Origin of the sequence: Legionella waltersii, from assembly GCF_001468085.1 — a bacterium.
GTDB lineage: Bacteria > Pseudomonadota > Gammaproteobacteria > Legionellales > Legionellaceae > Legionella > Legionella waltersii.
In genome coordinates this window covers 96,530-121,093 of sequence record NZ_LNZB01000056.1, presented here as the reverse complement: position 1 = coordinate 121,093, position 24,564 = coordinate 96,530, and the positions used below count along the sequence as shown (strand labels likewise).

Below are 24,564 nucleotides of genomic sequence, written 5' to 3'. Positions count from 1 at the left end.
AATTAGCCATGATACGCCTAAGTCCCAAGATTGCCCTGGAGGAAATCTGGAGATACAGTGAAGATCAATTTACACAAAGTCCAATAAAGTACTAAGCTATAGAAAATAACTAATGCTCTCAATCAACATGAATACTACGCATCTTCAAATCCCTGGATTTACCATTGCCTATAAAACTTGGGGAAACTCACAAAATCCACCCATTATTGCGCTTCATGGATGGCTTGATAATGCAAATAGCTTTGATGAAATCGCCAAAGGACTGCAAGATAAATACTATATTGTAGCCGTTGATCTTCCTGGACATGGACACTCATCCCATTTGCCTGCTGGATGCATTTATCATTTTATCGATGGCCTATTTATTGTTTTGGAAATACTCAATGCTTTAAAAATGAAAAGAGTACATTTGTTAGGACATTCCATGGGAGCTTGCTTAGGAAGTCTTCTTGCCGGAGTCGCACCTGAGCGATTTCTATCATTAAGCTTGATCGAAGGTTTAGGTCCATTTTCATTGCCCGCTGAGACAGCTTGTAAGCAACTAACAACATTCATGGATTACCTTGACCAAAAAAAATCCTCTAAAATTACTGGCTATAAAGCGTTTGATCATGCAGCCAGAGCACGCTCAACAAAAGGCTATGTATCGTTAGAAATTGCAAAAATACTCTGTGAAAGAGGAACGATGGAAGAAGATGGAATATATTACTGGAGGCATGATCGAAAATTATTAATTCCCTCTCCTCTAAAAATGACTGAGGAACAAGTTCTTTCTTGTCTTTCTGAAGTTCAATGCAAAACTCTTTTAATTTGGGCTACAAGTGGATTTGCATTCAATTCCGATCTAATCAACGCTAGAATGAAAGCGATAAAACATATGGAAGTTAAGCAACTTGAAGGCGGACATCATATCCATCTGGAAGAGCCAGAAGTGGTAACCCGACTTCTGGCTCAATTTATTGACTCATGCAACCCTATTCAGTGAAGCAAGATTGGTAATTGATGGTAACATCGCTCAACGATTTTTTAACGTCGTCAAGATTATACTTCAAGTCTTTAGCAGCATTTAATACACCACAACCACCTTCATCAAAGGTTGAATAAGGTGTCCAATAGTCCATATTTGCTTTAACCATAACGTCAAACGCCATTCTGGCATTCCAATTTGGTTGAGTTGCTAAGATATAGAATAAGTGATTAAAAACTCCACTTGAATAATGAACATCTAAGCCACCATAGTAATCATCAGCAACGTCAATAGACATTCCATCTCTACTTGGTTTATCCATGTAGCGAAGTGCATCGTAGCCACTGTCTTCTTTCATGATTTCAGGGCCAATTTGCCAGCTGTTTTTACCCATAGAGTAATACTCGGCAGCTTGAGCAGCCATGTCAGAAAACGCTTCGTTCATACCACCAGATTGACCAAAATACTCAAGACCTGAATGTTGTTCGGTGAAACCATGACTAATTTCATGACCACCGACACCAAGTGACACTAATGGATACATCATGGTGTCACCATCACCAAAGGTCATTTGTTTGCCATCCCAGTAGGCATTTTCATAACCCTGACCATAATGAACACGCATCACAAGCTGCATTGGTGAACCATCAGACTTAGTTAATGCTTCCACACCATACCAATCATGATACATGTGCTTGATTACATAACCCGCATACAATGCGTCATTAGTAGGAGAAGAGGCTCCATTATCACGATCATATCCATCGGCTTTATATCCAGTCCAATATTGGTTCACTGGATCTCTTGGGTTATCCCTACAAGTAAATTGCATTGGCTTGTTTTTAGAATAATATTTATGTTCCATGTCAACGACTTTCACATCGGTATTTTCCATGAAACACATCTCAGCACTGGAATCGCGAGTAAGTTCTAATAAAGGTAAATCTTTACCAAATTGATATTCGCCCATTTTATGGTTGCCGCCAAATCCCATGCCTTTAGCTGGTGCAGCACCTGTTTTTACATCATTCCATTGCACAAATGGTTTGTTGGTTTCAGCATCAATGATTGCGGTTGGACGCTCAGGAATTTGATCCGTATGAGTCACAAATACGCTGACTTTATAGGCCCAATGAGCTTTGTGATTCTCATCAATGTAAACCATTGGGGTCACTTGTTCTTCACTGACTGCTTTGTTAGCAAATTTGTTCTTAAATTGCTCTAGGGCAACTGAAGCATTTTTTACAAAAGAAGCACTAGGTTTGCCTAATTCTTTTTGTAACCCTTTGTATACAAGTCCATTCATGTTCACATCTGACTTAGCAGCGCCAAGCATTTTTGCTGTGTTCTTGCTATGCATAATTGCATAACCACCAAAAACTGGAAAACCGGCGTATTCTTGCTGCATACGAACGTGTGTTACTTTATTTTTATCCGTGTGTTGGCTAACAAAGTGCAATCCGTCTACAGATACCACTCCCCCTTGCTGCACACCAGGGACGTTAAATTGAAATTTTTGTTGAACTTCTGAGAACGTTGATTTTTGCAAAGCAATCGGGTCGGCCGCTTTTACAGGTGAAGCGACCCCTAATGCAATAGCTACAGCGATCGGCGACAAATAATAATTAGGGTGCATTGATTCTAACTCCTTTCAAAGATATTCCCATGAAGCAATCCTTCCTGGAAAACTCATGTTTGGTTTACTACCCAGAGATTTTTAAGTCATACCTAGATCACATAGCTAATGTATTTCTACAAAATCAAGGGCTTCAAAACTAGGTCAATCCCTAATGCAATAAAAATACACATTAGATATTTCCTACACAAATCTATTTGGAAGAGCACTAATACTTTTTAAAAGCTTCATTTAAAGAGGCCAGTGTATCTTCTACAAACTGTTCCAAACTAGCATAAAATTATCTTATTTGAAAATACTAATTTCAGTTTTTCCACACCAATTAGCAAATGCATCAACAAGAAAGCACATAAGCGTAATGAGTGCATTTAAGACAAAATTAATCCTAGATGGACCAATTTTAACCTCTTGTGATAAAAAAGCAAACTCTTTTTATTGGGATAGGCTTTTAGGACTGCCAAATCGGTACGGAATCTACTGGGGTCCGTCCATGAGGAATCGACACCTATGATAGTGCCCCGACTCATCTCTTCTTTGATGGTCAGTAAGCCTAGATTAGGCGCTTCGCCGAATGGCGCTGCCTTAGCAGCGTCATTCGTGAAAACGGATAGTTCCGTATCCGCTTGCTGACGCGCGCGGCTCGGTTCACTCCCTGCGGTGACTAGGATTTGATTCAGACAGCAACGAAGGAACCGAGCCGCGCGCATAAGCAAGCGGTCCGATGAGGGCCAGATAGATGAACCTAATACCACCGCTTAAGGCAACGCCATTCGGCGAAGCACCTGACCTTTGGTATAAATGCCCCTTTTTAAAAAATGTGTCGATCCCTCAGGGTCCGTCCCCTACTCTATTCTTTCTCAGAACCTTAGGGCGAGTCACAATCTAAGAGATATGCTCTAATTTTATCAACACCTGCTCAGGTGTAACCTTATCTCCTTTTGAGCATAAAATCGCATGTACTACTCCATCAACGGGAGCTAAGATTTCCGTTTCCATTTTCATGGCCTCTAGAACGAGAACCACTTGTCCTTTCTTAACAGACTCTCCCACTGCAACATGAATTGCAACAATAGAACCGGGAATAGCCACTGTTATATCACCTGGACCAATTTTGTGACTTACAACAAAGTCAGCATTTTTTTCTACATCAGCCCAATGAACAACAACTTCCTCTGGAACCCCATCAACCCATAAATAACAAGATTGCTGATTATGTTCCGATGCACCAAAACCAGTAACTTTGACGTGATACATCTCCCCATGCAAGCTGATATCAAACTCTGAAGATGCGTGACTAGACTGAGAATGTTCTTGAGTTAACAAAGGCTCGGGAATAAGTTGATTCTGTTTTCGCTGCTCTAGAAATTGACGACCTACTTCTGGAAACATAGCATAAACCAAAACATCCTCTTCGCTTAGTGCTAAGGTGCCTATTTCCTTCTTTAGTTGGCTCAACTCGTTGGGCAATAAATCGGCAGGCCGAACATCTATCACTTCAGTATGACCTATCGCTTTTTTCCTCAGCGAGGAAGAAATTTTCCCTGGTGGGGCACCGTATCTTCCCTGGCAATATAATTTGACTTCATTAGTAATGGTTTTGTAGCGCTCACCTGTTAATACATTGATGACTGCCTGAGAACCAACAACCTGGGAAGTGGGCGTGACCAGAGGAGGATAACCTAAATCCTTACGAACAATAGGAATTTCTTTGTGTACCTCATCCAACTTATCAAGGGCATTCTGCTCTTTCAGTTGGCTGTATAAATTTGAAATCATCCCGCCAGGAACCTGATAATGTTGAACGCGAGGATCTATTTCCTTTGCTTCACTTTCATATTGATCATATTTTTTACGGACCTTCTTAAAATAATCATCAATTTCTAAAAGTAAACTTAAATTTAATTCGGTATCATATTTTGTACCAGCTAGGGCGGCAACTAACGGTTCAGACGGTGGATGAGATGCCCCACCAGAAAAGGATGAAATCGCTGTATCAACATGTTGGCAACCTGCTAAAATAGCCTCGTAATGACAGATGCTCGCTAAGCCAGATGTAGAATGACTATGCAAATGTATAGGCAACTTCGTTTTGGAGGCTAATCGACTATACAGTTCAACAGTTACTTCAGGAGTCAGTAAGCCCGCCATGTCTTTGATAGCGATGCTATCGCAACCTAACTCCGCCAATTTGAGCCCTAAATCTAAGAAATTATCCATGGTGTGTACAGGACTTGTTGTGTAACAAATTGTCCCTTGTGCATGTTTCTTATAGGCTTTGACAGTTTCGATAGCTACTTTAATATTGCGCACATCATTAAGTGCATCAAAAATCCGAAAAACATCTACCCCATTTTTCACAGCTAATTGAATAAACTCTTTAACTACATCATCTGCATAATGTCTATAGCCTAGTAAGTTTTGTCCTCGCAAAAGCATGGATAACTGAGTATTTGGTAATGCTTGGCGCAATTGACGCAATCTACCCCATGGATCTTCTTTTAAAAAACGCAAACAAGCATCAAAAGTGGCACCTCCCCAGACCTCCATCGCCCAGAAACCAACCGCATCCATTTTGTGGCAAATGGGCACCATATCTTCTGTGCGCAAACGAGTTGCCAGTAAACACTGATGTGCATCACGTAAAGTCACATCCGTTAAATTCGTTTTTGCCATAAGTCTTCCTAGATTTACGATAATCGCTTACGATAGCACAACCTATTATATAGAACATCCTGATAGCAGGTCCTATTGACTGAAAGTAGAGGTCGGCCTTATCTTCACAGCCCCATCTCCTCCATGCATTGAATAGAGTGTATTAATTGAAAACTTGCTTTGATCTTGTTGATATCCTCTTAGATATATAGACAAATTTTTAAAGTTCAGGCAAAATTTGCAAATCTTTAGACTATACTGAAGTTTAATGAAAAAAATTTTAGTAATACATGGCCCTAATTTGAATCTACTAGGCTCAAGAGAACCCTCTATTTATGGGGGAACTTCTTTAGATCAAATTAATTCAAATTTGATTGCGACTGCTAAAGAAGCTGGAATTGATTTGTCCTGTTATCAAAGCAATGCTGAGGATGAGTTAATTCATGCTATACAAGAAGCTGGAAGCAATAAAGTTAATTACATCATCATTAACCCCGCCGCTTATACTCACACAAGCATTGCTATGAGAGATGCCTTAAGCGCGGTATCTATACCCTTTATAGAAGTGCATCTTAGTAATATTTATGCACGTGAATCATTTCGTCACCACTCCTATTTCTCTGATCTCGCTAAAGGCGTTATTAGTGGATTAGGGGCAACTGGTTACTTACTTGCCGTGCAAGCAATTATCAAAGAATTACAGTAGAGAGATTACACCAATGGATATTAGAAAAATTAGAAAGCTCATTGAACTTCTTGAAGAAACTGGTATTTCAGAAATTGAAATCAAAGAAGGCGAAGAATCCCTAAGACTAAGCCGTCACAGCAGTGTGCCTATGGATACTCATCCAATACACTATGTTGCGCCACCGACCCAACATATTGCTGTACCAGCAGCGAACCCAAGTTCTGATCAAGCGCATGCGCCCATTGACAACAAGCCAGTTGCTACAACAGCCCAAGGCCACAAAATTCGTTCACCGATGGTTGGAACAATGTACACATCGCCATCTCCAGATAGCCCTCCATTTGTAGCTGTGGGACAATCTGTCAAAGCTGGTGATACTTTGTGTATTATTGAAGCCATGAAAATGTTTAACGAAATTGAAGCGGATCGAACAGGTAAAATTGTTGAAATACTAGTGAACAACGGCGATCCTGTGGAATATGATCAGGCCTTGTTTATTATAGAATAGTGAGACCTGTCTATGCTCAGTAAAATTGTAATCGCTAATAGAGGCGAAATTGCCTTACGTATATTACGTGCTTGTAAAGAACTCGGAATTCAAACTGTTGCTGTTCACTCCGATGTGGATAAAGATCTATTGCATGTTCGCTTAGCAGACGAAACGGTTTGTATAGGTCCAGCACCATCCCAAAAGAGTTATCTGAATATACCTGCCATTATTTCAGCGGCTGAAATCACTGACGCAGTGGCAATTCACCCTGGTTATGGATTCTTATCTGAAAACGCTGATTTTGCAGACGTAGTTGAGCAAAGCGGTTTTCGATTCATTGGCCCAAGAGGAGACTCCATACGCCTAATGGGAGATAAAGTATCCGCAATTGCTGCCATGAAGGCAGCAGGTGTTCCTTGTGTGCCTGGTTCTGATGGCCCACTGGGAGAGGATGAGAATCATAATCTACAACTAGCTCGTAAAATTGGATATCCCATCATCATCAAAGCAGCTGGCGGAGGTGGTGGTCGAGGAATGCGTGTCGTTCATAGTGAATCGAATTTATTAAGTGCTATTGCTCTAACAAGCAGTGAAGCCAAAGCGGCCTTTAATAATCCAATCGTGTACATGGAGAAATTCCTAGAAAATCCACGCCATGTTGAATTTCAAGTTCTTGGTGATGGAAAAGGTCATGCCATCCATCTAGGAGAACGCGATTGCTCAATGCAAAGACGACATCAAAAAGTGGTGGAAGAAGCACCCGCTCCAGGAATTAACCCTGAACTTAGAAACAAAATTGGTGCATCGGTCGTTCAAGCATGTAAAGATCTAAAATACAGAGGAGCTGGAACTTTCGAGTTTCTATTTCAAGACGGTTGCTTTTATTTTATCGAAATGAATACTCGCATCCAGGTGGAGCACCCTGTTACTGAAATGATAACTGGCATTGATTTAATCAAAGAACAAATCAAAATTGCCAGTGATATTCCTTTAACATTAAAGCAAGAAGATATAACCCTTCGTGGCCATGCCATTGAATGCCGAATAAATGCCGAAGATCCCAAAACATTTATGCCCTCTCCAGGTAAAATCAAAATATTACATCAACCCGGAGGACCTGGAATTCGCTTTGATTCCCATATTTATTCCAGTTACACAGTTCCCCCCAATTACGATTCGATGATTGGTAAGCTAATCAGTTATGGGTCTACTAGAGCTGAGGCTATGGCCAGAATGCGTAATGCATTGGATGAAATCGTTATTGATGGAATAAAAACCAATGTTGAGTTACACCATCGCATTATGCATGACAAAGCCTTTATGGAGGGTGGAACAAATATTCATTATCTAGAAAAAATGCTCAAGGACTAAGCCTGTGTGGTTCCAACTAAAAATAGAAAACTGTCCTACAGAAGAAATTGAACAAATTACTGATGAATTGCAGGAGCAAGGTGCATTGTCCATCATGCTCACTGACAAAAACGACAATCCCGTTCTTGAGCCTGAACCTGGAACCACGCCATTATGGCCTGAGGTCATCATTCATGCATTATTTTCTCAAGCTGAAGAGGCTCATCGAGTACGCCAATTACTCAAAGACAAGCGACCTAAATTCTCATGCAGCTTAGACACCTTAGCCGATAAGGATTGGGAAAGAGTATGCATGGATGATTTCAAACCACATCGATTTGGTAAGCATTTGTGGGTTTGCCCTTCCTGGCTCACCCCCCCAGAACCTGATGCAATCAATTTGATATTGGATCCAGGATTAGCGTTTGGAACAGGTTCACATGCAACAACATCGTTGTGTCTCACCTGGTTGGAGCAAGCTAACTTATCCAGTAAATCCATCATTGATTACGGATGCGGCTCAGGCATTCTGTCTTTAGCTGCAATTAAATTGGGAGCACAACATGTTTATGCAGTTGATATAGATAATCAAGCACTACAAGCTACCCATAATAATGCTCTAGCAAATGAAATTAATGAACAACAACTCTCAGTCAGCATACCAGAAGCACTACAAAATCCTGTTGATCTGATCATTGCAAATATTTTGCTGGCTCCTTTGATCAGTTTAAAAGAAAGATTTCAGCAATTACTCTCCAAAAATGGACAACTGGTCGTTTCTGGTATTTTGGATGAACAATCTTCTGTACTTATTGAAGCTTACCAAGGGGTATTTAGTCTAATATCTAGAGAGAACTCAGATGGTTGGGCACTGTTGGTATTTGTTAAAAACTAATCCCGATTTTAGAAGGCATGATAATTATGGCAACAAAAGAATCAAATACCCCCTTTGCACCACAAAGAGCACTGATTAGTGTTTCTGATAAAAGAGGATTGCAAGAACTTGGCCAAGCCCTGCATAAACATGGGGTCGAAATTATCGCAACGGGTAATACAGCCATTCAATTAAGAGAAATTGGAATTCCAGTTACTGATGTTAGTGACTATACGGGTTTTCCTGAAATGATGGATGGCCGCGTAAAAACATTACACCCAGCAATACATGCAGGTCTCTTGGCAAGAGGCGAGCAAGATACACAGTTATTACAGCAACATGGGTTGAAACCTATTGATCTCGTAATTGTTAATTTGTATCCATTTGAACAAGTTATCAGCAAACCCGATTGCGATTTTAATAAAGCCGTTGAAAACATAGATATTGGTGGTCCAACGATGGTACGAGCAGCAGCAAAAAATCATGCTCATACCTATGTTATAGTTCAACCAGAGGACTACGCTGAACTCATTCAGTACTTAGAAGCTAAGCAGACACCCATAGACTGGAGTTTTCAACTGGCAAAAAGAGCTTTTGCTCATACTGCATCTTACGATGCTGCCATCGCAAATTATTTAACCACATTAGATTCTGACTTTACACCCAGCGGGTTCCCAGACGTTCTAACCTGTCAATTTAGTAAAATAAGTGATTTAAGATATGGGGAAAATCCACACCAACAAGCCGCTTTTTACGCGGATAAAAACTCGGCTCAAGGCTCTTTAGGTGGTGCAAGTCTGCTTCAAGGGAAGCAATTATCCTATAATAATCTTTTAGATGCTGACGCCGCATTAGATTGTGTGAAATCTTTTACACTAGATAGTACTGCTTGCGTTATTGTGAAGCATGCAAATCCTTGTGGTATTGCCTTGGCTGAAAACTCCTTAACTGCTTATTTAAGAGCATTTCAAGCGGACCCAGTTTCAGCTTATGGTGGAATAATTGCGTTTAATCATAGTTTAGATGCCGAGACGGCCCAATCTATTATAGACAAGCAGTTTGTAGAGGTAATCATTGCCCCAGAGGTAAGTCAAGCTGCAAAATCTATATTAGCTACAAAAGAAAACATTCGAGTGCTAGTCACTGGATTTTGGCCATTGGATAATGAATTTAGATTAAGCATGAAAAAAATTGATGGTGGACTTCTCGTTCAGGAACATGATTCAATCTCTCTAGGCTCGTGTGAGATTAAAGCAGTCACTAAGCAAAAACCAAGTAAAGATCAACTTCATGATTTGTTATTTGCTTGGACTGCCGTAAAACACGTCAAATCAAATGCCATTGTCTATGCAAAAAATCGAACAACAATAGGTATTGGTGGAGGCCAAACAAGTCGTGTGATGAGTGCGAGAATTGGCCTATGGCAAGCAGAACAAATGGAGTTAAGCCCAATTGGCTCAGTGATGGCCTCAGATGCATTTATTCCATTTCCAGATACAATAGAGATTGCAGCCAAAGCAGGAATTTCAGCAATCATTCAGCCTGGTGGCTCTATTAGAGACGAGCAGATTATTGCTTGTGCTGATCAACATAACATAGCCATGGTGTTTACAGGTATTCGGCATTTTAAACATTAGGAGCTGATGAAGATTTTACTAGCTTGAATTCAATACGCTAGATAACGTATTATCTTCTTTTTAATCTGTGATTTTTATTATGCTTAATAGCATAGCAAAGGTCCTATGGAGTAGAACCATGACAACTGAGCAGTACCCGGCCTCACTTGTCAGCCGTCTTTTAATGACAGAATCAACAGGAATAGCACCTCAAGGTTACTATCGCTCAAAATTATTTATTGCACCATTTTCAAGCAATATTTTGGTCGCAGCTGCTGGCCCCCTGTTATCTCTCCTTGAGCGTTTATGCCTAAGCCCTTCGCTACCCCCCATTGAAAACATAAGAGACAACATAGAACATGAATTGCGCGCATTTCACAGCAAATTGCATGCGTCTAAGTACACGATTGAACTTATTGGGGTTGCCCAGTACATTCTATCCGCGACTATCGATGAAATTCTAGGAAAGAGTTACTTACGGGTGCATAACGTTGCAATAGAATTTAAATCATTTACACCATTGACGAATGAAGGATCTGAACCACAAGTACGTTTTTTTGAAATATTGGACTATGTCAAGGAACGCCCAAACCAATATCTGGATTTAATTGAATTAATTTATTTTTGTTTAATTGCTGGGTTTGAAGGAAAGTACCATCTTAAACCGGACGGACGACAAGTTTTGGACAATACTATAGAAGATCTGTACCAAATCATCCAACAACATCGATTTAACAAACCGCACAAATTCTTTCAAGAAACCCCTATTCCTAGGACCATCAAAAATAGCTATAAGCCTGCGCTGATCTCTGCCTTTGCTGCTATAGGAATTTTGGTCTTAGCCTTTTTAGCTAGTCAAATGGTACTAGAAAATAAAGCTAAAACTGTATTATTTGGACATACCCAACTTGCTATGCTGGAAGACTAATGGACAACTCTTTAAATGCTTTATGCGACGCGATAAAAAAAGTGGTTTCTCAACTAAAACCTCAAGGCAATCCTATGTCTTTCTTAGTTTTAACTGGGAAAAGTAAACAAGGAAAGACCGCTTTATTAAAGCAAAGCAAAATGGAAGAAGTGCCTGTTCTAAGCGAAGAACATGCAAAAATATACTATAATGCACGAGGTATTGTTGTTGAGTTAGGGGAGAGCTGGCTAACAAACAGTAAAAACATACTCCAAAATACCTTTAAACAATTAAATAAATGTCATAGACACTTAAAAATTTCAGGTCTTGTACTGTGTATTGATGTCAATGACTTATTAATCGGAGACAGCAACCAATTTGCAGAACAAAAAAAATCGCATCTGCAATTATTACATCGTTTAGGTTTAAATCTTGGATATCAAACTGAGCTAGCCCTATTTTTCACAAAAATGGATACCCTTGCGGGTTTTTCTGAGTTCTATCAAACAGATCATGCTAGTGATTTATCAAAACCATTGGGTTTCTCTTTAGAATGCATTAACCAACCTAAAAAGAAAGCAGAAACTTACACACAGCAATTCAACCATCTGATAGAAACCTTAGGGCATCAAGTCATTCAAAAAATGCACCCTGCTCGTTCCACCATAAAGAGAAGCTTAATACGTGAATTCCCATTGCAAGTAGCTAGCCTTCGAACCCCAATACAGTCATTGATTCAAGCCATTTCACCGAAGATATTTCACTTACATTCGATTTTTTTCACAAGTGCCGAACAAGGTGGTGTTAGTGTCGACCGCTTAAATAAGAAAATTGAGCATGAGTACGCTCTAGTAGTCCAAGATACTTTTCCCCAGGCCACTAATTTCAGAGCCTATTTTATAGAAGGTGCAATAAAAGCTGCACAAGATCAATCCAGTCAAGTTCCTCAAGTTACCCGCTGGTCCCAAAAACCTATCATGGCGATTACTGCGGGCTTAGCCGGAATTAGTTTAATGCTTTTGATGTACAGCCACTATAAAACCTCCAACCTTCTTGATGAAGCAAGCAAAGAACTACTTGCCTATGATGCTCTGGCTGCACAACAAAGCGGCAACCGTGCCCAAGCCTTGTATCATTTATCCAAAGCCACTAAAGAAATGGATCTAATCTCTTCAAACGCTATATCATTGCCAACAGTCCATAGGCTGAAATTAAGTTTACATAATAATACAAATGCAAGATTGCATGGGGAGTTCTTACCCTCACTTACCAATGAGCTAGAGCAAGTCATTATTAGTCCCACTAATACCCCAATTACTCGCTATAAAGCATTAAAAATTTATATTATGCTTACCCAACCCGATCACTTTTCTGCCGCACCTATCGTTGAATGGTTTAAAAATCAATGGCAAAACCAGCCAGGAAATGCAACTCAAAAACAAATTGCTCTGCTAGAACAAACGTTGACTAAACCACTAGATTCGCTTGTTGTTAAGCCACAAGTAATCAGCGATGCACGTAATTATTTGAATGCTTTGCCCACTGGCTATTTATTTTACTCCATAGCCAAAGAATATTTCCCATCAGAGAAGCAAAAAGTTGACATTGAAGGATTTAATTTACCTACAAATGCAGTCCCTGTTTACTTTACTAAACACGGTTTTTCAAAAATTGTCAGTGAATTGCCTAAAATTAGCGCTACTTTACAAGCAGAAAACTGGGTACTTGCGCGTCAAGATTTATCCCAACTGCAGCCCATGCTTCTACAAGCTTATTGCTTTGATTATGTCACTTGGTGGCAAACTTTCATGAAAAAATCTCATCCATTGAGATATAATGACTATCAAGAAGGCCGTGTAGTTACGAAGACATTAAAACAGTCGAATGCATTTTATAAGTTTGTCCAGTTGATACAACAAGAAACTAAACCCGATTTGAGCGAAAGCGATCCAACGTTCAATCAGAACATTGCTAATCGTTTTACAGATCTCAATTTAATGAGTTTATCGGTAATCAAAGAATTAAATATGCGCATTACCGAACTAGAGCACTTTATAAGCACCATTTCTGTTGTCAATGATAAAGGTAAAACGGCATTCACTGTTACCCGCTCGCGCTTTATCAATGAAAACTCCTCCGATCCAGTTAGCTTACTCTATATACAAGCACGTCAATTGCCTGAGCCAATTAAAGGTTGGACGCAGCAAATAGCTGGCGATACATGGGTATTACTGATTAGAGACAGTCGACAATATGTCAATTATCAGTGGCGGCAAACTGTTTATAAAGAGTTTCAACATAGCATTGCGCAGCGTTATCCCTTCGAGAATACACACGGTCAGGAGATTGCTATTGATGATTTTAATCGATTTTTCTCAACCAATGGAATCTTAAATACGTTTTCAGAACAATACATTAAACCTTTTCTAGATACATCAAGCCCAGAATGGAAACCGAAGCCTGTTAATGATTTCGTATTTCCCCTTAGTTCCGAGGCGATCGATGAGATGATTCGGGCAAACATAATCACCAATATGTTTTTCCCCGATCATGGTGACGAAAGTAAAATTCTTTTCAGTTTGCAAAAGATTAGTTTGGATCCTGTAGTGTCCAAATTAGTTCTAGAAATTGGAGACACTCAATTAACTGACAATCAAAACAGCGAATCCATCATGCGTTTTTCATGGCCACAAGACAATGCAAAATTAACTCTTGACTCTATAGAAGGGAACCACTACGAACTTGCAGAGGAAGGTACTTGGGCGTTATTTAAGTTATTGGAAAAAGTGAATGTCTTAATCGATGACCAAGACAGCTCAAATTTACAAATACTGTTTGAGGTTAACAGCAACTCGGGACGTTACCTGATGAAAACAAACAATCAGATCAATCCATTCACACCTGGGATATTAAATGGGTTTACATTGACGGAGCATATCGCTTAATCTGTTGCTATTGATCTTTGAACAAGTTCATAGACTACTGTTTGACTGCGTCCCTCAAGTTTAAACAGAAGAGATAGGAAATCAACGAATCATGCCCCCAAATGAAATGCGCAGTGTCATAGCAGGCCTATATGGTAATGCATTAGAGTGGTACGATTTTCTGCTTTATGCTAGCTTTGCTCCAATTTTTGCTGATGTATTTTTTCCATCTAAAGTTCATTTCGTCTCACTGATCGCCACTTTTAGCTTATTTGCAATTGGATTCATCATGAGACCTATTGGAGGTCTTCTATTTGGTCATTATGCTGACAAGGTTGGTAGACGTAAAGCCCTGATTGTTTCTATGAGTATAATGACTATTTCTACAAGCTTAATTGCTTTGTTGCCTGATTTTAATTCCTTGGGAATCTTTGCTCCTATTTTATTTTCTGTACTTAGGCTTGTACAAGGATTAGCAGTTGGTGGGGAACTACCAGGCTCTACAACGTATCTCATTGAACATATGTTTCATAATCGACGTGGCTTAGCAGGAAGCTTGGTACTCAGCAGTGCATTTTTAGGAATTTTTCTTGGAGCGCTTATTGCGTCCCTAATGAGTTATTTATTTAAAGATCATACATTATACATTTGGGGTTGGAGAATACCTTATTTATTAGGAGGTACACTCGGAATAGTTGGCATCTATTTACGAATACACAGTGTTGAATCCCCTTCTTTTCTCAACGCTGAACGTAGTCATGAAATACCTGCAAAAGTAGTTTTTACCAAATTCAAAAAGCCACTTATTATATCCATTCTAATAACAAGTATTATGGCTCTCAGTAATTACGTTTTGATTGCCTATCTAAATACATACCTAGTGAATTCTGAGAGCTTTTTATTAAAGGACGCTTTGTTAATCAACCTATTAGCACTTGCTTTACTTACATGCCTAATACCACCCATGGGATATCTCTCTGATTTAGTAGGTAGGAAACCTATTTTCTTAACCGCATTAGCATTATTATTTGTCTTTATTTTTCCTATTTTTTATCTTCTCTTGAGTGATAATTGGTGGAATATTTTCTTTAGCGAACTATTATTAGCCATGATCTTAGCCCCAATTAATGCTACAGTTCCTACTATTATTGCTGAAATGTTTCCAACCCAAGTAAGGGCAAGTGGAATATCCATCTCTTACAACATTGCTCAGGCTATTTTTGGCGGAACGATGCCCTTACTGTCATTTACACTGATAAACCTTACTGGTAACAATTATGCCCCTGCTTGGTATGTGTTTATCTGGTGTATTTTTGTACTTTCAGCATCATTTAAACTGAAAGAAAGTTATAGAAATCAACTTTAGTGATATTTATAACCTATTCTTAATTAGGAATGTCTTATTTTTGTATTCACTAACCATTACAGGACTTATCTACCCTTAAAGTTGAGGAATCGACGCTTATTACAGTGCCCCCACTCATCTCTTCTCTGATGATCAGTAAGCATAGGTCTGTCGCTTCGCCTAATGGCGCTGCCTTAAGCAACGTCATTCTTGAAAGCGAATAGTTTCGTATCCGCTTGCTTACGCGCGCGGCTCGGTTCACTCCCTGCTGTGACAAGGATTTGATTCAGAGAGCAAAGAAGGAACCGAGCCGCGCATCAGCAAGCGGAGTGATGATAGACCTTTCGAACGCCCTCTTATACTTTTGCTGGCAGACTTTTTACATTAGGATCCTTCGAATAGGCCTCAAGAATATCATTAACTAATTGGGCAATTACACCCTGTCTTTCTTCATCTTCAATCAGACCACCTTTTTCTTTCATGCTAGCAAGCCGAGCCTCGATCTCTTTTGTAACAGTACCATTTGGAAAAAGAGCTGCGAGAACTCTTCTTGCCTCTCCAGGACCTAGGTGTCTGTATAAATGATTTCGAACTGAAGCGTCTTCTGCAGTCGTACTGAATGCCCATAGCTCAACGGGACCTAAAGTAAGAGTAAGTAGCTGGACATTCACGCCACTTTTTGTCGCAAATTGCGCTAAGAAAGTGGCTCCCCCTAAGCGTGGTCCATGTACCCTAGTGCGTAACGCTGCCTTTGCTGTTTCAGTCAGTCCAAAAATTTCAGAGGTTTTTTCAATGGCTTGTGATGGCCCTGCATCCATAACATAAATTGCCGTAGCAAAATCTATCATTACAGGATCAAAGTCATCGACGGATTGAGAAAGCAATGATATTTGTACTTTCCACTTACGTCCCTCACGCATATCGATAATCACTTGCTCCCTAACGGCCGCAGATTTTGAAGTGCGGTGAAACTCGTCATAGACAATTCGTTTATGATCTTCTCGAATCTCTAGAACCCTTTGCTTATGATATTCTTTATATTGGTTTGGAATATTATTCAAACTTTCATCGGTTAGATAGTAGTGCCTTGCTAACACATAGCGAGCTAACATATACATGACTGCTGTTTGTCGATCTGCTGCATCTCCACCACTTTTTGCTACTTCATCAAGATCGAGTGACACAACTCGCGCATCCCCGATATCAAAACTAGTTACTCTTGATAATATGGGGTATTCACGTACTGCTGACGAAATCATACGTGAGAATGCATTAATTAGAGACTCACCTGTAGGGGCTGTAATTTTTTCATACAAATCCTCAATGGATGGAGTTCTACAAATCGATGCTGCATCTGCTAGTAGCGGCATTGCATAGCGTTGAGCCAACATCGCCTCATGAACAAACCCTGCGGAATACAAAGAATCGGTGACTTCCCACCAAGTTGATTTCGAGTCTCTAACAAATCCTATTTCTTCCAAGATACTGTCAATAAACTCCTCAACACCTGGAGCATAGGGTGTTGGGTTAAATTCATCCGCTAGGCTCTTATAGAGTTCATCCACAACCATACCGGATAGGTCCGCCATACCATCGTATGGTTTTGCTGCCCCTAAGGGTGTCGTTAATAAAGTGATAAAGTTAACTAAGAACGATCTTTCTAAGGCTGTTGGATATCTGCATCCTAATTGAGTATCAAAGGGATTAATTGAATATTCTGGCGTCATTCTTAAGCGATGATAAGCCACTAAATGTCGCTTCGATACAGGTAGGGCTTCTTTAAGAAGTGAAATCAATCCACTACTAGAAGGGCCAATATCAATAATTGCTATGCGCGGCAGACGCATGAGTCCACCGGATAAACACAACGCTAAATTCAAAGCATTAGAGAGCACAGATTTACCAGAACCTGGTCTTGCATACACTAAATCAATCCACGTTGTTTGCTCCGTGGACCCTGGCTGGAAAGGCCATGGTTTGCCATCGGGTGATCTAAATAGCAAAGCACCATGCTTCCATGGAGAGGCTGGGCGTGTAATAGGAAGCATACCAATAATATCTGACAAAGGTGCAACGGCTGAAACTGCAGGACTATTTAATGTGGTTGCTAGCATATTTGCGACAAATCCAGCGAAAGGATCACCACAGACTTCTGACACGTCCGTTGAGCCCCAACCTTCAATCGCTTTTACTAGCTCAGAGCTCCTTCGTCTCAATAGTGGAATATTACCTTCTGGTGCCCATGTTGTTGCTACAACCCGTAGACGTATTATGGATTCATCCGTATTAAGTTGTAGATATTTTAATAAATTAACTGAGTCACTAATTAAGCGGTTCTGGGCGGAGCTAAAGCTCAAAATTGCCGATAGTAATCCTTTTAATTTGATGGTGCTCAAACCTTCACTTTCCAGTAAGAATGAAATTTTCCATGGAATATGAGAAGGCAATATTCTCGAAAACAGTGCAATAAAGGGTCTTGCATCCTTTGGGAATAAATCAATATAGCTTGATGCATAGATTTTATCCCCTACACGTACAGTTCTTAAATCGAGTATCTCTGCATCCCTTGGTAATACTTGTTTTGCGAGTGGTGGCCAAAGCAAATCAGAGGCATCACCTTCAAAGGAGTTCAATTCTCTGACAGGTATTTTATCGCCTGGCAAAGTTGCTCTCCAATCATCCGCGGTGTAATCAGGATCAGCCGTCATTCTGATTGCAAAAATGGCCTCATGCACCTCAAGTAATTTGCTGATGATTTTTAATCCATCCAAGTCATTCACAATTGAACGCACATAAGCATCATGCGTATCTCTTAACTCAGGGATGGCTGCGTAAATGGTTTGTGTGTTTTTAAATGGTGGACTTTTTGAGTCTTTGATCATTTTCATTTTGGCCTTACCGGCCGTTTTTAACTGATCGGAACTTAAATTGAAGGGTCTTGTATACAATACAAAGTAAACCTTCTCTTCAGCACAGTATTGGGCTAAATAATTAACTCGTTCCTCAAATAGATCGGTTAAATTAAGCTCTAAACGGTTTGCAGTAGACTCGGCAGGCTCATAGATATCTCTTATTACTTTAACGATATTTTGTTTATCATGACTAAAATACACTTGAAGAGCGTGACCTGGACGCCCCATAGCAGCCTGGAATGCGTTAGCAAGTCCTTCAACTAGACGGACGAACTCCTCAGTACCAGCAAGTGCAGTGATACCTTGTATTTCAATGATTGATAATAGTGTACCATCATGATTCACTAAAACAGTGGGACTATCCGCTGTTTCCAAATCAATATACGATTCAGTGGTTTGTTTTAAGGATGTACTTAGCCAAGCAAAAAATGTATCAACACCTTCAAAAAATGATTCTGCCCAATTTGCCATTCCTTGTCCTTAATTTTTATTAGTCTGCAATTTCTTCCAGAGCACTAGCGGCCCATTTTTCGATCTGCATACGAAATTTTGCCCGAGAGGGTAACAGTTTAATGTCTTTAAATAGCTGTGTCATTTTATCACCACTAATCGCGGAATCTATTATCAACTGACCAAATATTGCAGGGTCACTTGTCCCTTCTCCATATTTTTCTTCCACAATTTGCGATCTAAATTTAAAGCTCCTGTATATATTTTGCGCACTTGATTTGAAGCCAGTATCATTTGTAATCGCACAAAATAGCACATGACATAGACTATTTACCTCTGCTTGAGATAGCTCAGGAAGATAAATAAGGGTTCCTCCGCCATATCCACCTACTCCAACCGATTCAATAAAAAAGCATTGGGCGCAAAAACAACATGCAGTAACTAAGTTTGATAGTCTGTTATTGGTGTAATCGTTATCCAAGTTAATAATGTCTTGGTATAAGCGAGCTTGAAAACCGCAAAATTGGCAAGTGTATCTATCTCTATTAAATATTTTTTGCTCATAAGATTTAAATCGTTCATCCACTTTCCTAGCGGAATATAAACGCCAAGCTCCTGGTGACGCGATTAGTTTTAACTCACAACCTTGTATGTTTTCAGCCATCTTATCTACTCACTATAATCCAATATTACCGTTTTTAAATTTTGCACATGAGATTAAGTGAAATACATGGTAATTTAATTGTTATCTCTACAGCTAAAAAACTCATATCTCAAAAATAGTATGGGCAAAACATAAGTGTCTTGCCCAGTTACATAGAATATTTGATTAACTTCCAGTATATACAGAACCAGAAGGTCCAGCTGTTTTTGCACCACCGGATCCAAACATTGTCACTCCAGCCACACCTAAAATAGATGGAAGGAATAATAACGCTGCTGCAATAAAAATTAACGCAATGGGTGTACCAATTGGTATTTGAGTTGGGTTATCTTTATGCTGTTTAAATTTCATAATCGCACCGATTGAGAATCCCAATCCAGCTAGATAAGATCCTGCTGTTATCAGTTTTGTTAAGTTAACGAAAGATTTTGTGATTTGCGATGCCATACCACCAATACTTAGACTTCCACCTGCAGAAGCATCTTGGCAAATAAGCACTACTAAAGCCATACAGGCGGCACTTAAAAACCAGTACTTAAATCCTGATTTATTGATTACTTTAGTTTTCACAATTCTCTCCTAATATTAAATGAGTTTAACTGCCATAAAGAGTAGTATTAATCATATTGAGGGTTCCCACAATATTAATCGCTAAAATACCACCAAAAACGTGAACCAAACCTTTACCAGTTCCCCCAGGAGGTTGTCCTTGGGACGCTGATCTCGCTATTAAAACCCATCCTCTAACGAATGCAACTAATCCTATGACTCGTATAATCATTGTTAAAGGTGCACCCACCATGCTACCACTTCCAAACAAGGAATTAATCGTTTGGTTACTGCTATTTACTGGAGCGTACTGTAAAATGTTTGTTGTACCAAACGATGTCATCATGATCATGTTCACCGCGGATGGGAAATAAATTAATAAAGCCCCAACCATTAAATAGATAACTGGCTCTTTAATACTTGTATTGCTCGACATCATGGTTCTGGCTTCACCATATATTTTTAAAGAATAAATCGCTTTAAAAAGAAAGGCGCATCCTATGAGGTATGCTGAACCAGTAATTAGTCGTTGTACTGGAATTAAATTATTTGCAACATTCGTTAATATATTAGCCTGAGCTATAATCCAGCAAGTTAAATCACCACTAGTACAAGTAGCCATAGATTCCTCAACTATCGTCTTGACTAAACCTTATAACTTGTCCAGAACTTGTTAAAACTCGACCCTGAATAGAATCTATTAGTTTAACTACTCCATATCCGGGAATTTTTGATCCTTCTCTTACTGTAAGTGTAGAACCATTTGTGCCAATTAGCCAAGCCCTACCTGGAATTACTGCTTGGATATAATAAAATATCCTTTGAACCATTGGCTTTACAACTTTAACGACCTTTTTTGGTTGTGATTTGACTATCAATGCATTGATTACTTCAGATTGCTTAGTCACTTGCATGGATAGGCTTTCAATGATTTGATTCATTTTGCTAATTTGCGCATTCAGTGCATTGATGTTGTTACTTACAGAGTTAACTTGATTACTCACTGTTGTCACTTCACTGCGCACACTCTGTTGCATAAGCTCAATTGCAGATACCTTTTTCTTCAAGTCTGGATCAGACTCAATCACCGTTTGTTGTACTGGTGTTGTAATTGGAGTAACCGTTGTTGTTTGTTGAACAGGTTGTGGGGTTACCTGAGTTACTGGCGGGATAGTTGCTTTGGTCTGCGCTACCTCTTTTTTTCCTGTAAAATAAAACGAAACAATAATCTTATACGCAACCATGATAAACACTACGATACCAATGACTATCAGCGCCTTACGCATTACATCGTTCTGTTTTGGTTCTTTGTCTTGCTGAGTATCAAATGAACCGGGAGATTCTTTGTTGGTCTCTCCCATTAGATCAGTATCGTAGGAATCTAATTCAGCAAATTTATATTCATCATTATTTTGATCATTTTCAGCCATGTTTATCTGCCATCCGATTAAATTGTTGAAACATCCTGGGTAAATAAGATCCCCATTCCTGTGCCAGAATATACTTCAACTGTAGTGGGTGTGTTAAAGAGCTGCTGGGCTTGCTGTCCCCACGCTTTACCTACAGCTGACAAAGCAATTACCGCATTTTCAAGCGTTGATCGACCTACTCCATTAGCTACAGTGATGTTATTTCCTCCGCCTGTACCACCAATAGTTATAGTCGTATTAGCCGATTGAAACGCGTTACCAAACCCCTGGAGGAACGATGAGGCAAATAGAGATCCATATCTCATCAAATAGTGGTGATTTGAAGTACTACCTAGTGCTGTTCTAGCCGTATTGGGATCGATAGCATAGGCAGAGATTGAGGTTGTTTTAGCTGCGCCTGGTACAGACATTGTATTGAATTGAATCACCATTTTGTCAGCGTTTGCTGGTAAATTAAAGCTTCCAATAAGTTTTGTTCCTTTTAATTTACCGGACACAATCGTCGCTAAAATTGGACCTGGCTCATCACTATTTACAGCAGTGTCCAGGACAGCAAATACGATATCTCCAGTCTTGATTATTGCTGACTGCTGTACTGCTGGAGCGCCCTGTGCTTGAGCTTGTTGTGGCGCATTAGTCATTCCAGCGTTTGGAATTTGACCTGCGACAATGCCAGGTGAGGCTCCTTTCTCATCTTTTTCGCCTTCAGTGTATTCCTGCGTATTAACAGTCTTCCATCCTTGAATTAACTGATTAGCAGCGGACATCATATCCGATTTTTTCTGTTGTATAACTTGTTGGTATTTTTGCTCTGCCATTTGTTCATTTTGTTTTTGTAAAATGGCTTGCAATTGTTCGGTGCTAGATGCAGCTTGACCCTTAGTAGCATCACTACCACCTGAAATGGATGGCATACTCGCTAGAGTTGATGACTGTTGCTGTAAATTGACATTACCTAAGCCTGCCACTGTAGATTGATCTACCGAAAATCCTGCATTTTGCAAATCTGCGGCAGAAAAGCCAGCCTTTTTCAGTTCATCTGCAGTAAAACCAGCATCTTTAAGATCGTTTGCTGAAAATCCAGCTGCTTTCAAATCTTCAGGACTAAACCCAGCATCTTTCAAATCTTTAGCACTAAAACCCGCATCCTTAAGCTCTTTCGCCGAAAAACCCGCATCTTTTAAATCCTTGGCAGAGAATCCAGCGGCTTTCAACTCTGCAGCGCTGAATCCCGCATCTTTTAGATCCTTAGCCGAGAACCCCGCATCTTTTAATTCTTTGGCTGAAAATCCAGCATCTTTTAGTTCCTTAGCGGAGAATCCAGCGTCTTTTAATTCTTTGGCGGAGAATCCAGCATCCTTTAATTCCTTGGCTGAGAATCCAGCAGCTCTTAGTTCTGCTGCAGTGAATCCAGCATCCTTCAATTCCTTAGCAGTATATCCGGCGGCCTTTAATGCGGCGGCAGAACACCCAAGAGTTTGTTTTATCGTTGCTGCACTCACTCCAGCTGCTCTCGCTTTCTTCAAAGACTCTATGCTGCAATCTGCAACTCGACCATTAGCAATTACACTTGCAGGATTTAACCCTGCATCCTCTAGCTGCTTAGGTGTAAATCCAGCCGCCAGTAGTTCCTGTGGAGTATATCCAGCATCAGCAAGAGATTGTGCATCAAAACCTGCTTCTTTCAGCGCCTGCGCGCTGCATCCATTTAAGGTTTTAATTCGTTTAGCTGAAACACCTGCTGCCAATAATTTCTTTAATTTTTGAGGGTCACATCCTGCCGCTTTAACATCACTGTCACTTACTCCAGTCCCTGCTGCGCTAATTTCTTGCGGATTGAAACCAGCATTTGCAAGCTCAGCATCAGTAAATCCTGCCGCTTTCAATGCATCTGCACTACATCCAGCATATCGTCTAATTAATTCCGCACTGACTCCAGCTGCTCGCTCTTTTTTAAGCACATCTACATCACAACCCGCATTTTTAATGTCTTCAGGGGTAAATCCTGGAGGTAATTCCGCTTGTGCAGATTTTATTTCAGCTGCGCTGTACCCTGCTTTTGCTAGATCTTCAGGAGTGAGGCCTGCATTTAATAGATCTCTTGCCGTAAACCCAGCAGCTTTTAGTTCTTCGGGTGAAAAACCTGCCTTCAATAAATCAGCTGCACTAAAACCGGCATCTTTGAGCTCTTGTGCTGTATAACCAGCAGCCCTTAACTGTTCCGCACTACAGCCACTAATTTTTCTTATTGCTGATGCACTAACTCCTGCTTCTCGTAATTTCTTTAAAGCATCAACACCACAACCCGCTTTACGAACATCATCTGCAGTGATACCGTTAGGTAATCCACTGGCTTTCAGAATTTCATTTTCAGGATAGCCTGCTCCCTTAAGTTCCCCATCAGAGAAACCTGCATCTTTCAATTCTTGGGCTGAAAACCCTGCATTGCGAAGTTCGCAAGCATCAAAACCACAACTTCTTAATCTACTTGCATTGTAACCCGCGTCTTTCAATTGTCTCGCATTATATCCTGCAGCTCTTAGTTCCTTACACTCACAAACTTGCTCCAAATCTTTTAAATTGTAGCCATTGTCTTTGAGTTGAATACAACTACATCCCGCTTTAAGATCGGATAGTTGTGCTCCTTCATTTATCACTTTATTCAATATTGATTTACTGCAACTTCCGTCTTTAAGCTCCTGTATCCACAAGCTTCGCTGTGGACCGCCTTGTTCTTCTTGTGCAAGAGCAGAAAACCCAACGCCAGTTTGTGATCCAATCACCCCAACGCCTTGACCTAGAGCTTGGGTTCTGATGATGGTAGGAATAGCACTACCTCCAGTTTGCTCTGCTGTTTGTGCCTGATTGACATTTTGCTCTTCTTGGAGTTTTGCATACTGAGCAGTAGGATCCATAACCCCTGGAATGGATTGAATTCCACCAGGTGCAACAGAGACCTGCGCTGTCGCAGATTGATTAGAATTTATAGCTTTAAACTTTAAAAACCCAATTAACACTGCAAGGATCAAGACAACTGCGGTGAACAGGATGATCACTCGAGTACGAGTATTACTAAACAGTGATTTTAAATTCTCTTTTTTTCCAGCCAT

At 40.0% G+C, this 24,564-nt stretch carries 17 protein-coding genes; 9 read left to right on the top strand and 8 right to left on the bottom strand.

What is annotated here, in order from left to right; translation table 11 throughout:
- Positions 1 to 127 precede the first annotated feature (127 nt).
- A complete protein-coding gene (locus Lwal_RS12470) occupies positions 128 to 985 on the top strand; it encodes an alpha/beta fold hydrolase (RefSeq protein ID WP_058481275.1) in 858 nt (285 codons plus the stop codon).
- Here the strand turns inward: Lwal_RS12470 and proA are convergent.
- A complete protein-coding gene (gene proA, locus Lwal_RS12465; RefSeq protein ID WP_058481132.1) occupies positions 975 to 2,603 on the bottom strand; it encodes a zinc metalloprotease ProA in 1,629 nt (542 codons plus the stop codon). The genes Lwal_RS12470 and proA overlap by 11 nt on opposite strands.
- 882 nt (positions 2,604 to 3,485) lie before the next feature.
- A complete protein-coding gene (gene oadA, locus Lwal_RS12455) occupies positions 3,486 to 5,276 on the bottom strand; it encodes a sodium-extruding oxaloacetate decarboxylase subunit alpha (RefSeq protein ID WP_058481130.1) in 1,791 nt (596 codons plus the stop codon).
- Positions 5,277 to 5,523: 247 nt separating this feature from the next.
- Here oadA and aroQ point away from each other — a divergent pair, with 247 nt between their 5' ends.
- The 8 genes from aroQ (at position 5,524) to Lwal_RS12415 (ending at position 15,470) form a co-directional block, all read left to right on the top strand.
- Entirely contained in the window at positions 5,524 to 5,961 is a 438-nt protein-coding gene (gene aroQ, locus Lwal_RS12450; RefSeq protein WP_058481129.1) for a type II 3-dehydroquinate dehydratase, read from the top strand.
- 13 nt (positions 5,962 to 5,974) lie between these two features.
- The gene (gene accB / locus Lwal_RS12445; protein WP_058481128.1) at positions 5,975 to 6,451 is read left to right on the top strand and encodes an acetyl-CoA carboxylase biotin carboxyl carrier protein; all 477 of its coding nucleotides are present in this window, start codon (positions 5,975 to 5,977) and stop codon (positions 6,449 to 6,451) included.
- A gap of 12 nt (positions 6,452 to 6,463) precedes the next feature.
- Positions 6,464 to 7,804 carry an acetyl-CoA carboxylase biotin carboxylase subunit gene (gene accC / locus Lwal_RS12440; protein ID WP_058481127.1) on the top strand — a complete coding sequence of 447 codons (1,341 nt, stop codon included), beginning with the start codon at positions 6,464 to 6,466 and terminating at the stop codon, positions 7,802 to 7,804.
- A 4-nt stretch (positions 7,805 to 7,808) separates the two neighbouring features.
- The gene (prmA, locus tag Lwal_RS12435) at positions 7,809 to 8,678 is read left to right on the top strand and encodes a 50S ribosomal protein L11 methyltransferase (protein ID WP_058481126.1); all 870 of its coding nucleotides are present in this window, start codon (positions 7,809 to 7,811) and stop codon (positions 8,676 to 8,678) included.
- A gap of 26 nt (positions 8,679 to 8,704) precedes the next feature.
- The gene (gene purH, locus Lwal_RS12430; RefSeq protein WP_058481125.1) at positions 8,705 to 10,294 is read left to right on the top strand and encodes a bifunctional phosphoribosylaminoimidazolecarboxamide formyltransferase/IMP cyclohydrolase; all 1,590 of its coding nucleotides are present in this window, start codon (positions 8,705 to 8,707) and stop codon (positions 10,292 to 10,294) included.
- Positions 10,295 to 10,412: 118 nt separating this feature from the next.
- Positions 10,413 to 11,201 carry a type IVB secretion system protein IcmH/DotU gene (icmH, locus tag Lwal_RS12425; protein ID WP_058481124.1) on the top strand — a complete coding sequence of 263 codons (789 nt, stop codon included), beginning with the start codon at positions 10,413 to 10,415 and terminating at the stop codon, positions 11,199 to 11,201.
- On the top strand, positions 11,201 to 14,125 hold the full coding sequence (gene icmF / locus Lwal_RS12420; RefSeq protein WP_058481123.1) for a type IVB secretion system protein IcmF: 2,925 nt from the start codon (positions 11,201 to 11,203) through the stop codon (positions 14,123 to 14,125). The genes icmH and icmF overlap by 1 nt, the downstream gene beginning before the upstream one ends.
- 91 nt (positions 14,126 to 14,216) lie before the next feature.
- Entirely contained in the window at positions 14,217 to 15,470 is a 1,254-nt protein-coding gene (locus tag Lwal_RS12415; protein ID WP_058481122.1) for an MFS transporter, read from the top strand.
- A 335-nt stretch (positions 15,471 to 15,805) separates the two neighbouring features.
- Here the strand turns inward: Lwal_RS12415 and Lwal_RS12410 are convergent, their stop codons facing one another.
- From Lwal_RS12410 to dotG, 6 genes are all read right to left on the bottom strand, one after another.
- The gene (locus Lwal_RS12410) at positions 15,806 to 18,832 is read right to left on the bottom strand and encodes a type IV secretion protein IcmB (RefSeq protein ID WP_058481121.1); all 3,027 of its coding nucleotides are present in this window, start codon (positions 18,830 to 18,832) and stop codon (positions 15,806 to 15,808) included.
- A 19-nt stretch (positions 18,833 to 18,851) separates the two neighbouring features.
- Positions 18,852 to 19,475, bottom strand: coding sequence for a type IVB secretion system protein IcmJDotN (gene icmJ, locus Lwal_RS12405; RefSeq protein WP_058481120.1), 624 nt, complete (start codon positions 19,473 to 19,475; stop codon positions 18,852 to 18,854).
- 165 nt (positions 19,476 to 19,640) lie between these two features.
- A complete protein-coding gene (locus Lwal_RS12400; RefSeq protein ID WP_095197484.1) occupies positions 19,641 to 20,045 on the bottom strand; it encodes a type IV secretion protein IcmD in 405 nt (134 codons plus the stop codon).
- A gap of 25 nt (positions 20,046 to 20,070) precedes the next feature.
- The gene (locus Lwal_RS12395) at positions 20,071 to 20,646 is read right to left on the bottom strand and encodes a hypothetical protein (RefSeq protein ID WP_058481119.1); all 576 of its coding nucleotides are present in this window, start codon (positions 20,644 to 20,646) and stop codon (positions 20,071 to 20,073) included.
- A 7-nt stretch (positions 20,647 to 20,653) separates the two neighbouring features.
- Positions 20,654 to 21,454 (bottom strand): type IVB secretion system protein IcmG/DotF, encoded by an 801-nt coding sequence (icmG, locus tag Lwal_RS12390; RefSeq protein ID WP_058481118.1) that lies wholly within the window; start codon positions 21,452 to 21,454, stop codon positions 20,654 to 20,656.
- 17 nt (positions 21,455 to 21,471) lie between these two features.
- Positions 21,472 to 24,564, bottom strand: coding sequence for a type IVB secretion system protein DotG/IcmE (gene dotG, locus Lwal_RS12385; RefSeq protein ID WP_058481117.1), 3,093 nt, complete (start codon positions 24,562 to 24,564; stop codon positions 21,472 to 21,474).